Raw genomic sequence first — 12,433 nt, 5'->3', positions numbered from 1 at the left:
CATAAAAGATCATGAAAAAAACAGCCTATATATTCCTGTTGCCCCTGGTGCTCATCACCCTGGTAACAGGTTGTAAAAAAAGCTTTGAAGAGCTCACTAAAAACACCAATAAACCCAATTCCGTTTCTGCGGCCCTTTTGTTAAATGGCGTATTAAATAATTTACCAGACCTGCCAGATGGTTCAAAAGAAACCTATAGCCAGTATTACCTGAACAATTATGATTACTATGGCAATAACCGTTATGATTTGGGTAGTGGTGATGATTATTATACCGCACTTAAAAACGTAGTGGAAATGGAGCAACGTGCTGCAGCTACCGGTGGTGCCAGCATTAATCCTTATGAAGCATTGGGTAAATTTTTTAAAGCCTATTTCTTCAGTAAAATGAGTTTGGAAATGGGTGATATTCCAATGACGCAGGCACTAAAGGGCCTGGATGCGCTGGAACCCGGATATGATTCACAAAAAACAGTAATGCAGCAATCGCTGGCCTGGCTGGAAAGTGCCAATAGCGATTTGGATCAGCTAATTAAAAACCCGGCTAATTTTGGCACTGGTGCCGGCGCAACACTCAGCAATGATATCTATTTCAACAATGACCTGAGTAAATGGCAAAAAACGGTAAATGCATTAAGAATCAGATTATTGCTTCAATTAAGCAAAAAAACAGCGGATACAGATCTGAATGTGATGACGCAGTTTGCCAGTATCATCAACAATCCTACTAAATACCCTTTAATGACTGGTACTGCAGATAACCTGCAATACACCTTTGTAGCCCCGAACAATTATTACCCTCAAAACCCAAATAATTTCGGGCAAAGCGGATCCAGAAAAAATTCATCAGCAACTTATATCAGTTTACTTACCCGTTTAAAAGACCCGAGGGTTTATGCCACTGCCGAACCCGCAAGAGATTTAGTGGATAATGCTAAGCAAAGCGCTACGGATTTTGCTTCTTTTGTTGGTGCAGATGCAGGCCTGGATTTAGGTGTAATGTATAACAATGCCGGTTTACAAAAATATTCTTTCCTCAACCGTAAACGTTTTTATTCTACTTATACCGGTGAGCCAAGCATACAGATCGGCTATGCCGAACTCATGTTTAACATTGCAGAAGGCATTAATAGAGGATGGGCGGCTGGAAACGCTGAAACCTATTATATTGCCGGCATAAAAGCCTCGATGAGTGCTTATGGCATTCCTGAAACGGGCAACTATACCGCATATTTCTATCGCCCCGGATCAACAGATGTAACCAACACATCCAATTATGATACCTTTATTATCCCGGTTGATTTTAATACCTATTATAACCAGGCTACAGTAAAGTATGCAGCCGGCACAACAGGTATTACACAAATTTTGCAGCAGAAATACCTGGCCTTGTTCAGACATGCTGGTTTAGAATCTTATTTCACTTACCGCCGTACCGGAATTCCAGCTTTTACAACCGGCCCGGGAACAGGAAACGGAAACCGCATTGCGCAACGTTTTAAATACCCTTCCGCAGAACGCACTGCCAATGCTAAAAATTATCAGGCAGCCATTGCCTCTCAGTTTAATGGCAATGATGACATTAATGGCATCATGTGGATTTTAAAATAATATCCATTCAGGCAAGGCCAACTATTGGCTTTGCCTTTACCCTCCAACCCATCATATGAATAAGCTTATATTAATTGTTGCCTTAACCATAAGTGCAACATTTTCCTTTGCACAGGCCAGGAAAACAAGAAACCTGTTAATTGTTACCCTTGACGGAATGCGCTGGCAGGAAGTATTCAGAGGGGCTGATTCTGCTCTGATCGGTTCAAAATACACGGAAGACAAGGAGGAAATAAGAAAAAAATACTGGACTGCCGCTCCGGATGACCGAAGAAAACTACTTTTCCCATTTTTATGGAACACCATCGCAAAAGAGGGGCAGATTTATGGTAACCGGGATTTGGGCAATAAAGAAGAGTTATCCAATCCTTATCGTTTTTCCTATCCTGGCTACAATGAGCTTTTTACAGGCTTCCCTGATGTCAGGATGAATACCAATGATGCCATTGCCAATCCTAACCTGAATGTGCTGGAATTTCTGAATAAGCAAAAAGGCTTTGAAGGTAAAGTAGTGTCGTTTTCATCATGGGAACGTTTTCCGCAAATTTTGAATACCGGCCGTTCTGGTCTGCCAGTATACTCCGGCTATGCAGATTTGAAAAACAATGATGCAAATGCACGATTAAAATACCTGAACGAACTTCAACATCATGTTCCGCATTACCTCGGTGATTCTACCAGACTGGATTTTATTACCTATGAATTTAGTAAGGAATACCTGAAGCAATATAAACCAAGGGTAATGTATATGGCTTTTGATGAAACCGATGACATGGCACATGCAGGCAATTATAAATTTTACCTCGACAGGGCCAAACAGGAAGATGGCTATATTAAAACGCTATGGGAAATGATCCAGGCAGATCCGTTTTATAAAAACAATACGACACTGTTGATCACCTGCGATCACGGCCGCGGAGAGGTACCCATGGATCAATGGCGTGACCATGGCGCAAATGTTAAAGGAGCTGAAAATACGTGGTTTGCCATTTTAGGACCAGACACACCTGCAAACGGAGAAATAAAAACATCAACAACAATTTACCACAAACAACTGGCACAAACCATATCTGAACTACTGGGTTTTGATTTTAAAGCCGCAGCCGGGCACGAGGTTGGAAATGCTATCAAAACAGTGTTTAAATAATAACTAATTTCTGAATAGATTTAAAGTTGATTGGAAGCGATACCGCTGATGGTCAACTTTTTTAATTTAACCAGTTTGCTAATCCTTCTGAATTAAGTCTGTTTACCGAAAGGCTTTATGGTAAACCGCTACGTTTACGCCCGAACTTTTTAATATGATTTGATGTTATCCATTGAACTAACCCGATAACATCATGGCAAAAGAGAAAAAGAAAAAAACAACGAAGAAAAAAGGTGGCAAAAAGAAAGATAAAAAGAAAAAAGGCAGTACTAAAAAGAACAAGCTTGGTGTAAAAAACTCCCTGGTGAACAATATCAACGCCCGGAAAAAGAAGGGAAAATCCCGTTCGAAAAAGAAATCTAAAGTGAGTAGAAAGGCCTACAAAAAAATGAAAGAGGGCTGGAAGAAAAAATAGTTTAGGCAGGCCATAACATCACAGGTTTTAACAATGGCCTGCTCCCCTTCAATATCATTCTTTTTTCCCATGATCTTCATAAAATCTTGATATCGAAGGATGATCAATTAAAGATAATCACTGGTAAATCAGCTTAAAAAATCCCTAAAACTGAAAATCATAATTTTAGGCTATCTTTACACAAAATAAAATCGATGGCGGTATTACATAAAAAAGAAGAAAAAATTCAGGCAGTGCTGGGTAGGTTGCCTAAAAAATATACAGATGAACAATTCGTTGAAATGTTTATCAGACTTTACTCTAAAGATTGGGGTAAAATCAAATCAGCTTACATCAAGCAATCTCAGGATAAAGAAAAGGGTTCTATCATCAACATGCCTAAGCCAGAGATTTATTTGAAACAGGTTTTAGCCAACTACCTGCAAAATGCGGATGCCCCTAAAGCGGCAGAAGTAAAAAAGGAAGAAATTAAAGAACCCGTTACGGAAGCAAAAAAAACTAAAACACCTGTCAAAAATAAGGCGGAGGCTGTTGAAGCAATTGCTGAACCTAAAAAGGTTAAGGCACCGGCGAAAAAGAAAGTACAAGCAGAAGATGCGCCGGCTGCAGCAGTAAAGGAAAAGAAAGCACCTGCTAAAAAGAAGGCCGAAGCCACAGAAGAGCCAGTTGCAGAAGTTAAAAAAACTAAAGCACCTGCTAAAGCAAAAGTTGAAAAACCAGCAGATGCTTCAGCAGAAATTAAGAAACCAAAAGCAGCAGCCAAGAAGCCTGCAGCAAAAAAATAAAAAAAATTTTCACTCAGGTATAATAAATCATCTTTTTGGTTGTTTATGTATATGAGAGCGTTAATTTAGATGACGGGGATAGGTCGGTATGATTTATCCCCGTTCTTTTTTACATCAGAATTTAGACATTCCCGTAACTATTGGATTGCCCTCCATCAATAGCTATGGTTTGGCCATTTACATAGCTACAATCTTTACTTAATAAAAAGCAAACCACTTTAGCAACTTCTGCAGGCAATCCAAGTCTTTTAGCCGGATTGGCTTGTGCATAATCCTTTTCTGCCGCCTGGGGATCAGCGGGGTTTACCTGCTTAAAAGCCTCGGCAACCATTGGGGTGAGTATAGCACCCGGGGCTATGGCATTTGAAGTAATTCCATACTGGGCATATTCTAATGCTGTATTTTTGGTCATCCCCGAAACCGCATGCTTACTGGCTACATAAGGCATTTGATTCATTACACCACGGATTCCGCCAACAGATGCCACATTAACAATTCTACCATATTTTCTTTCCTGCATATGTGGCAATACATAACGTAAACCATAATAAACACCCATTAAATTAATATCGACTACTTTTTTGAAAATATCGATATCATATTCCGTTATGGATGCCTGTTTGCCTTCAATACCCGCGTTATTGTAAAAACCATCTATCTGGCCAAATTTCTCAATGGTTTCATCAACGTAAGCTTTAACTTCCTCTTCTTTTGATACATCGGCTTTAATGGTTAAAACCTCCAATCCGGAATAATCTTTTGTCAGGTCAGACTTTGCTTTTTGCAAGGCCTCTTCATTATAATCAACAAGCACTAATTTGGCTCCCAAAGCTGCAGCTTCCCATGCAGTTGCCAATCCTAAACCCATTCCTGCTCCTGTAATCAGAATTACATTTTTTTCAAAATTTTTCATATTCTTCTTTTTAATTATGATCAAATCAACCCGCTATCAGGTTTAATCTGGCATCAATAAATACTTGCTTACCGAACGCAGCGCAGCTGCTAATGTTTGTCAGTTAATTTTAATAAACCTAAAATGTAAAAACATCAAATTGTAATCTTCAGCTTTATCATTGGTATATCGGGAAAAGTCGATATATCTTTGTTTTATGGATCAAGTAGAAATCTTTAAAGCCTTATCAAACAAAACCCGTTTACAGATTTTAAACTGGCTTAAAGAGCCTGCCGAGAATTTTCCTGAACAGCTAAATCCTGATTTCGAAAATATTGGTGTTTGTGTTGGGCAGATTCAAATGAAGGCTGGTTTATCTCAAAGTACCATTTCCGAATATCTTTCCATTTTACAGCGAGCAAATTTGGTTACGGCGACACGTGTTGGCCAGTGGACTTACTACAAACGCAGTGAAGAAGGAATCAAAATGTTAAATCAAATTATTGGTACAGCATTATAAAAACAGAAATATATGAACACAGATAGCTTATTTAAGCCTTTCAGCTTAAAAACATTAAATACCAAAAACAGAATTGTAATGGCCCCGATGACGCGGTCTTTTTCTCCTGATGGCATTCCAACCGATGCCGTTGCGGAATATTATGCTAAAAGAGCGGCCGGCGAAGTAGGACTAATCTTATCTGAAGGAACAGTGATTAATCGACCTTCATCATCCGCCGACCCAAACATCCCACATTTTTATGGCGATCAGGCTTTGGCTGGATGGCAAAAAGTGATCAATGAGGTTCATGCTGCAGGCGCACAAATGGGCCCGCAAATCTGGCACCAGGGCATTATGGAAAATCATGCTTCTGGCTGGACACCAGGTACACCTTTTGAAGGTCCGTCTGCATTACAAAGGCCTGGTTTTGAAAATGGGGTACCAATGACGGATGCAGCCATTGCCGATACCATCGCGGCTTTCGCACAGGCCGCCGCAGATGCAAAAGCTTTAGGTTTTGATACGGTAGAAATTCATGGGGCACACCAATATCTAATTGATCAGTTTTTTTGGGATGAGACCAATAACCGTACAGACATTTACGGCGGCAAAACCCTGGCTGAGCGAACACGTTTCGCTGTTGAAGTGATTAAAGAAACGCGTAAACGTGTTGGAGAAGATTTTGCTTTAATTATTCGCTTATCGCAATTTAAACCTGCTGCTTACGATTTCAAATTAGCCAAGAATGAAAACGAGATGGAACAATGGTTAACGCCACTGGTTGATGCGGGAGTTGACATTTTACATTGCTCTCAACGCCGATTCTGGGAACCAGAATTTGAAGGATCTGATTTAAACTTTGCCGGATGGGCGAAAAAAATCACCGGTAAAGCCACTATATCAGTAGGTTCTGTGGGTTTAGACGGTGACTTCTTTGGTGCATTTGCCGGACAAAGTTCACAACCAAGTTCATTAGATGAACTGGTACGCAGAATGGATCGTGGCGATTTCGATTTAATTGCTGTTGGCCGACCGCTATTATCCGATGCAAACTGGGTAGAGAAAATCAAAAATAACCGTACGGATGAATTGAAAGGCTTTAGCAAAGAAGCTTTAGCAGAGCTGGTATAAACTTGCTATTTATAAGGCAAAAAAAGCATCTCAGCAATGGGATGCTTTTTTTGTTCTGACGACTTTGATAGAATTTCCTTAAATTCAGCTTTCAAAAAATATTCCATGTCAAATATCTCCCTCATAATAGAAGAACGTCCGGCCAATATTGGCAATTTCATGGTGGGCAGGTTATTGCCATTCAGAGAAAAGCGAATGGTAGGCCCTTTTGCATTCATCGACCATATGGGACCAGCAGCCATGAGCGATCATGAAAATTTAGATGTCCCACCACATCCACATATTGGTTTATCTACATTGACTTTTCTTTTTGAAGGGGAGATTGAACACCGCGATAGCATGGGCACAGCTATCATCATTAAACCTGGTCAGGTAAACTGGATGACCTCCGGAAGTGGCATTGCACATTCAGAAAGAACTCCGGCATATCTTCGCCATACAGACAAAATGCTCCATGGCTTACAAATCTGGGTAGCCTTACCAAAAGACCTGGAACAAATGGAGCCAGAATTTTTTCATGTGGAAGAAAATGAGATTCCGGGTTGGGAGCAGGATGGCGTAAATATAAAATTGATCGCCGGAGAAGCATTTGGTAAAAAATCACCGGTTCCGGTTTATTCTCCGCTTTATTTTATCGAAATTAAAAGTAATAAAAGGCAAAAGCTGAACATTGGAAATGATTTGTTTGGAGAAAGTGCCCTTTATATTTTAGAAGGCGGCATTGAAAGCGACGGACATCTATTCGAGCCACGACTTATTTTAATTGCCAACGATGCCAAACTTTGTGAATTTACCATGCTGGAAAATACAACGGTTTACATTTTTGGCGGTGCACCTTTCCCGGAGGAAAGATTTATTTACTGGAACTTTGTGGCTTCGGATAAAGCTTTAATTGAACAGGCCAAACAAAATTGGTTAGACCAAAAATTTAAACCTGTTCCCGGTGAAACCGAATTTGTTCCCCTGCCAAATCAAAATCCTTATTTGAAAAAATGAAGATCATTTCTTTAAACTCATCCTCATGAACTTGATTCAGGATCTTTTCATGGAAGAGTTTATGAAGAGGATTGCTTCGTTATTCCTCCTCACAATGACTATAGATCATCTGATATTATTCTTCCAGCAAGGCCTGCCTAATTTTTTCAGCGGCTTCAGCCAGTTCTTCCTGACTTGGGCTTAGTTTCGCTTTGCTAAAGTTCATATCGCTGACATGATTCATTGGGATTAAATGAATATGCGCATGCGGTACCTCCAGCCCGATTACTGAAACGCCTACTTTTTGACAAGGAAAAGCTGTTTTTACGCCTTTTGCCACAATTTTAGCAAACATCCAGAGACCAACAAACAGGTCTTCATCCATATCAAAAATGTAATCTACTTCAATTTTCGGGATCACCAGCACATGGCCGGTAGTTAAAGGCTGAACATCTAAAAAAGCTAAATACTCTACGGTTTCAGCAACTACATGAGCAGGAATTTCACCGGCAACAATTTTCGAAAAGATAGTCATAAAGGTGGAAGGTATAAGGTGAAAAGGTGTTGAGGTAAGCGTTTTGCGATAGGCGTTTTATAATCGCTCACCGCCAAACGCTATCTGCTTATCTTGATATTTCAAGCACTTCAAACTGCATTTTACCTGCAGGCACTTCAATTTCAGCGAATTCACCAACAGATTTACCTAATAAACCTTGAGCTATTGGAGATTTGACAGAAATTTTTCCGGTTTTTAAATCAGCTTCCGTTTCGGCAACCAACTGGTAAGTCATAGTTGCACCATTTTTTACATTTTTAATCTTAACAATGGATAATGCCAGCACTTTTGTTAAATCCAATTTCGATTCATCAATTAAGCGCGCATTCGCCAGTGTATTTTTTAATTTGGAGATTTTCGCTTCGTGCAAACCCTGTGCTTCTTTCGCAGCATCGTATTCTGCATTCTCTGATAAATCACCTTTATCTCTTGCTTCAGCAATTGCTTTAGATATTAGCTGACGCCCTGTGGTTGTTAGATAATGAACTTCCTCTTTTAGTTTATCTAACCCCTCTTGTGTATAGTACGTTACCTCTGTCATTGCTCTATTAATTTTTTTTCAAACGCTATAAAAAACAAACAAGACTACATAGTTGGTTCCTACATAGTCTTGCTTCAATTATAACGAAGATAAAATCTGAAAATTACAAATGCAAATAAATGCACATGATTTTTATGATTTAGATTTACAGAATGCTGTAATGACGTTGATAACACATTTGAGCAATATATCACTCATTTGAATCTAAGCATTCTTTCATTCAATAAATTCATTCATTATTTTTTACTTTTAGCCCAAATTATTCAGAAAAAATGAAAAAGTTATTTTCGCTAGCCCTCATCTTAGGGATGAGTTGGTATTCCGTTTCGGCTCAGGAGCTTTATATGCCCCGAAATATCAAAGCTGCCTATCAAAAGGGAACACGTTCCATGAATGGGCAGCCTGGTCCCAATTACTGGCAAAATCATGGCCGCTACCAGATGGACATCAAAGTAGATGCAGAAACTAAAATAGTAAGCGGGCAGGAAGAAATTATATACAGCAATAACAGCAATGATACCCTGAATGTATTAGCCATTCGTTTCGTAAACAATTTGCATAAGCCTACTTCACCGCGTAGTGGCTCAGTAAGCGAAGATTTCTTATCCAGCGGCTTAAATATTTCTGCTTTTGCGGTTGATGGGGAAACCTATAAGATAGACAGCAAAGGCTGGGGAACAGTTGGAAACGTAAAACTGAAAAAACCATTAAACCCGAAATCGAAAATTACGGTCAAAATAGACTGGGATTATCCATTATCTAAAGAAAGTGGTCGTGAAGGACAAATAGACCCCAATTCATTTTTTGTGGCTTACAGCTATCCGCGTATTTCTGTATATGATGATTACAATGGCTGGGACCGGATTCCGCATACCGACAGGGCAGAATTTTACAACGATTTTAATGATTATGTTTTCACTGTAAAAGCGCCAAAAAATTATGTGGTTTATGCCACCGGCGATTTTTTAAACCCTGATGAAGTGCTTCAGCCAGAAATTGCTGCCCGTTTAAAAAAATCGTATAAAGCAGATGAAGTGGTTCATATTGCCACTGCTGAAGAATTAAAGAACGGAAAAGTTACTGTACAAAAAGACTGGAATACCTGGAAATTTAAAGTTGATCACATTACAGATGTTACTTTTGCGTTGAGTAATCATTATGTTTGGGATGGTGGCAGTGTGGTTGTAGATGCTAAAACCGGCCGCAGGGCCAGTGCACAGGCAGCTTATAATCCAGCTACAGGTAAAGATTTTCTAAATTCTGTGAAGTATAACATCAATGCCTTATCCTGGTTTTCGAACAACTGGCCTGGCATTCCATATCCTTATGCCAAAACAATTGCCTTTCAGGGCTTTGCAGATATGGAGTTTCCCATGATGGTGAATGATTCTAACTTCGGCGATCCTGTTTTTGCACAATTGGTTCAGGATCATGAGGTGGCGCACACTTATTTCCCTTTTTACATGGGTATTAACGAAACCCGTTACGCTTACATGGATGAAGGCTGGGCCACTACTTTTGAATACTTAATTGGTATCGCTGAACATGGTCAGCAGGCCGCGGATGATTTTTACAAAAAATTCAGGGTAAACAACTACATCAATGATCAATCTACAGAAGAAGATCAGCCTGTGATTTCCATGTCAGATCAGGTTTCGGGTGCAGGTTACGGGAATAATTCGTACGGAAAGGCTTCATTATCTTACCTGGCATTGAAAGATATGCTGGGCGACGTTCTTTTCAAGAAAGCATTGCACCACTATATGAACACCTGGAATGGCAAACATCCTATTCCATGGGATTATTTCAATTCGATGAATGCAGGTTCAGGACAAAACCTGAACTGGTTTTTCCAGAATTGGTTTTTCACCAACAACTATCTGGATTTAGCAGTTGAAAAAGTAACTGCAGCAAAAGGAAAATCGGCTGTTACCGTTAAAAACGTTGGTGGTTTTGCTATTCCTTTTGATGTGGTGGTAATTTATGCTGACGGCAAAAAAGAAACCCTTCATCAAACACCTGCAGTTTGGAAAACCAATCAGAAAGAAGTGGTGATCAATATCCCGTCAGCCAGGAAAATTACATCCGTTACATTGGATAACGGCATTTATGTAGATGCTACTCCAAAAGATAATATTTACGAAGTAAAATAATACCGTTTTACAGTTTTCAGTTGGCAATCGTAAATAGCCAACTGAAAACTGTAAATTAAAAAACACTAACTGTTCTCTGCTTTAAACGTGGCTTCGTGTTTAACCGGAAAATTCAGTGAGTTGGCGATAAAGCACATTTTATTGGCTTCCTGATGTAGCGATTCTGCCAGTTCGACATGAGCCTTATCCGCAATTAAAACCTGAGGGTGCAAGGTTACTTCTTTAAACTTTCCGCTCCCGTCTGCCAGTTCCTCCATAGTTCCAACGGCCTTATCCTGATAATCAATGACAACAATTTCATTTTTCGAGCAAAGGTGTAAATACCAGAGCATATGGCAACTGGATATCGCAGACAGCAATAGGTCTTCGGGATTATACTTAGTTTTATCACCCAGGAAGGCAGAATCTGATGAGCCCAAAATATCGGCTTTACCATCAACGGTTATGGTATAATCACGATCGTATGAACGATAATCCATTGTTCCGGAACCTTTATTGCCCGTCCACGTAATGGTTGTTGAATATAAATGATCTTTCGGCATAATATATCTGAGTTAGATTTGGAATCAATTTAAGAAAATAGCTTTAAATTCTAAGCAGCAATTACAAGTATAGAATAAAATGTAACTATAAAAAACCCTGCAGCTTATCAGCAAGCACCTCCGAAATTTTGCGATATGAGTCAAAAGTCCAGCCGCCTACATGCGGAGTTAAAATAACCTTTTCATTTTTCTTCAATTCTTCATACCAGTCTTGCGTTGCCAGGGCAGGGAATTTTTCAGTTTCCAGTACATCTAAACCGGCACCTAAAATCTTACCAGATTTAATGGCATTCAAAACAGCTTTGGTATTGACCACCTCTCCCCTTGCGGTATTGATGAAGTAAATTGGTTTCTTAAAATGGAAAAAATATTCATCATCAACCATTTGCCTGGTTTCGGCAGTGAGTGGAATATGCAGACTCAGCACATCGCTATGTTTTACAATCTCTTCCATACTTACCTCACGCGCAAAGGCATCGCTAAAGCCTGTTTTATATTTGTCATAGGCCATTACATCCACTTCAAAACCTGCCAGTTTCTTCGCAAAACTTTGTCCCATAAAACCGTAACCGATAATCCCTACCTTTTTACCTTTCAATTCGTAACCTCTGTTACCTTCACGATCCCAGATTCCATTTCTAATTTCCAAATCAGCCTTGCGGAAGTTGTTCATCAGTGAAAGCAACAATCCGGTAGCATGTTCTCCAACAGCATCGCAATTTCCTTCCGGAGCATTGATTAGTTCAATATTTCTTTCAAATGCGATTTTATCATCAATATTATCCAGTCCGGCACCGGCTCTGGCCACAAACTTTAAATTTGGGGCCGCTGCAAAAATCTCAGTATCGATTCTAAACTTCGTCCGCACTGCAATCCCTACATAATCCTTGATTTTATCCAGCGTTTGCTGACGCGTAATTTGTGGTTCATCATCAACTTCATAACCCATTGCAATGGCCCGTTCCTTAAAAACCGGGTGTAAATCATCAACGATTAATATTTTTTTCATTGTGTAAATTTTATTTCAGACGTTTTTGAAATCAAACAAAAGTAACATTTTATGAAAGGCTTCCACACTTCAAAAGCGCTTATTTATTTAAAGCCTTTCGCATCATTGAGACTCACAAAAATATTACTATAAAACCGCTGTAATAAAATAGTTACGCCACGCTTATTAAACTTAG

Annotated in this window: 13 protein-coding genes; 8 read left to right on the top strand and 5 right to left on the bottom strand. The window is 39.5% G+C overall.

The annotated features are described in order from the left end of the window. The first annotated feature begins 11 nt into the window (after positions 1-11). The 4 genes from CBW18_RS16895 (at position 12) to CBW18_RS21590 (ending at position 3,957) form a co-directional block, all read left to right on the top strand. Entirely contained in the window at positions 12-1,610 is a 1,599-nt protein-coding gene (locus tag CBW18_RS16895; protein ID WP_088302506.1) for a SusD/RagB family nutrient-binding outer membrane lipoprotein, read from the top strand. A gap of 55 nt (positions 1,611-1,665) precedes the next feature. Then, the gene (locus CBW18_RS16890; RefSeq protein WP_088302505.1) at positions 1,666-2,757 is read left to right on the top strand and encodes an alkaline phosphatase family protein; all 1,092 of its coding nucleotides are present in this window, start codon (positions 1,666-1,668) and stop codon (positions 2,755-2,757) included. Between the two features lie 193 nt (positions 2,758-2,950). Beyond that, the gene (locus CBW18_RS16885; protein WP_029287553.1) at positions 2,951-3,172 is read left to right on the top strand and encodes a hypothetical protein; all 222 of its coding nucleotides are present in this window, start codon (positions 2,951-2,953) and stop codon (positions 3,170-3,172) included. A 194-nt stretch (positions 3,173-3,366) separates the two neighbouring features. Further along, positions 3,367-3,957 carry a hypothetical protein gene (locus CBW18_RS21590; protein WP_216359258.1) on the top strand — a complete coding sequence of 197 codons (591 nt, stop codon included), beginning with the start codon at positions 3,367-3,369 and terminating at the stop codon, positions 3,955-3,957. 121 nt (positions 3,958-4,078) lie between these two features. On the opposite strand, the gene CBW18_RS16875 is transcribed toward CBW18_RS21590, so the two are convergent. After that, positions 4,079-4,870, bottom strand: a complete 792-nt coding sequence (locus CBW18_RS16875) for a glucose 1-dehydrogenase (protein WP_088302504.1) — start codon at positions 4,868-4,870, stop codon at positions 4,079-4,081. 196 nt (positions 4,871-5,066) lie between these two features. Here CBW18_RS16875 and CBW18_RS16870 point away from each other — a divergent pair, with 196 nt between their 5' ends. The 3 genes from CBW18_RS16870 (at position 5,067) to CBW18_RS16860 (ending at position 7,478) form a co-directional block, all read left to right on the top strand. Further along, on the top strand, positions 5,067-5,369 hold the full coding sequence (locus CBW18_RS16870) for a helix-turn-helix transcriptional regulator (protein WP_088302503.1): 303 nt from the start codon (positions 5,067-5,069) through the stop codon (positions 5,367-5,369). A gap of 12 nt (positions 5,370-5,381) precedes the next feature. Further along, entirely contained in the window at positions 5,382-6,482 is a 1,101-nt protein-coding gene (locus tag CBW18_RS16865; protein ID WP_088302502.1) for an NADH:flavin oxidoreductase, read from the top strand. 105 nt (positions 6,483-6,587) lie between these two features. Then, on the top strand, positions 6,588-7,478 hold the full coding sequence (locus tag CBW18_RS16860; RefSeq protein ID WP_088302501.1) for a pirin family protein: 891 nt from the start codon (positions 6,588-6,590) through the stop codon (positions 7,476-7,478). 115 nt (positions 7,479-7,593) lie between these two features. Here the strand turns inward: CBW18_RS16860 and CBW18_RS16855 are convergent, their stop codons facing one another. After that, positions 7,594-7,992, bottom strand: a complete 399-nt coding sequence (locus tag CBW18_RS16855) for an HIT family protein (protein WP_088302500.1) — start codon at positions 7,990-7,992, stop codon at positions 7,594-7,596. An 88-nt stretch (positions 7,993-8,080) separates the two neighbouring features. Next, positions 8,081-8,554 (bottom strand): transcription elongation factor GreA, encoded by a 474-nt coding sequence (gene greA, locus CBW18_RS16850; RefSeq protein WP_029287566.1) that lies wholly within the window; start codon positions 8,552-8,554, stop codon positions 8,081-8,083. Positions 8,555-8,826: 272 nt separating this feature from the next. Here greA and CBW18_RS16845 point away from each other — a divergent pair, with 272 nt between their 5' ends. Next, positions 8,827-10,707, top strand: coding sequence for a M1 family metallopeptidase (locus tag CBW18_RS16845; protein WP_088302499.1), 1,881 nt, complete (start codon positions 8,827-8,829; stop codon positions 10,705-10,707). Positions 10,708-10,772: 65 nt separating this feature from the next. Here the strand turns inward: CBW18_RS16845 and CBW18_RS16840 are convergent, their stop codons facing one another. Further along, complete coding sequence (locus tag CBW18_RS16840) at positions 10,773-11,249, bottom strand: OsmC family protein (protein ID WP_088302498.1); 477 nt, start codon at positions 11,247-11,249, stop codon at positions 10,773-10,775. Positions 11,250-11,334: 85 nt separating this feature from the next. Beyond that, positions 11,335-12,258, bottom strand: a complete 924-nt coding sequence (locus tag CBW18_RS16835) for a 2-hydroxyacid dehydrogenase (RefSeq protein WP_088302497.1) — start codon at positions 12,256-12,258, stop codon at positions 11,335-11,337. Between the last annotated feature and the right edge of the window lie 175 nt (positions 12,259-12,433).

The sequence above is a fragment of the Pedobacter sp. AJM genome, from assembly GCF_002197755.1.
Lineage (GTDB): Bacteria > Bacteroidota > Bacteroidia > Sphingobacteriales > Sphingobacteriaceae > Pedobacter.
The sequence above is the reverse complement of the archived record's forward strand: the minus strand, read 5'-3'. Positions and strand labels throughout refer to the sequence as shown.

Coding starts and splice junctions, on each gene's coding strand:
- CBW18_RS16895 (WP_088302506.1), top strand. CDS start 12: ATGAAAAAAACAGCCTATATATTCCTGTTGCCCCTGGTGCTCATCACC.
- CBW18_RS16865 (WP_088302502.1), top strand. CDS start 5,382: ATGAACACAGATAGCTTATTTAAGCCTTTCAGCTTAAAAACATTAAAT.
- CBW18_RS16860 (WP_088302501.1), top strand. CDS start 6,588: ATGTCAAATATCTCCCTCATAATAGAAGAACGTCCGGCCAATATTGGC.
- greA (WP_029287566.1), bottom strand. CDS start 8,554: ATGACAGAGGTAACGTACTATACACAAGAGGGGTTAGATAAACTAAAA.
- CBW18_RS16890 (WP_088302505.1), top strand. CDS start 1,666: ATGAATAAGCTTATATTAATTGTTGCCTTAACCATAAGTGCAACATTT.
- CBW18_RS16875 (WP_088302504.1), bottom strand. CDS start 4,870: ATGAAAAATTTTGAAAAAAATGTAATTCTGATTACAGGAGCAGGAATG.
- CBW18_RS21590 (WP_216359258.1), top strand. CDS start 3,367: ATGGCGGTATTACATAAAAAAGAAGAAAAAATTCAGGCAGTGCTGGGT.
- CBW18_RS16855 (WP_088302500.1), bottom strand. CDS start 7,992: ATGACTATCTTTTCGAAAATTGTTGCCGGTGAAATTCCTGCTCATGTA.
- CBW18_RS16845 (WP_088302499.1), top strand. CDS start 8,827: ATGAAAAAGTTATTTTCGCTAGCCCTCATCTTAGGGATGAGTTGGTAT.
- CBW18_RS16840 (WP_088302498.1), bottom strand. CDS start 11,249: ATGCCGAAAGATCATTTATATTCAACAACCATTACGTGGACGGGCAAT.
- CBW18_RS16835 (WP_088302497.1), bottom strand. CDS start 12,258: ATGAAAAAAATATTAATCGTTGATGATTTACACCCGGTTTTTAAGGAA.
- CBW18_RS16870 (WP_088302503.1), top strand. CDS start 5,067: ATGGATCAAGTAGAAATCTTTAAAGCCTTATCAAACAAAACCCGTTTA.
- CBW18_RS16885 (WP_029287553.1), top strand. CDS start 2,951: ATGGCAAAAGAGAAAAAGAAAAAAACAACGAAGAAAAAAGGTGGCAAA.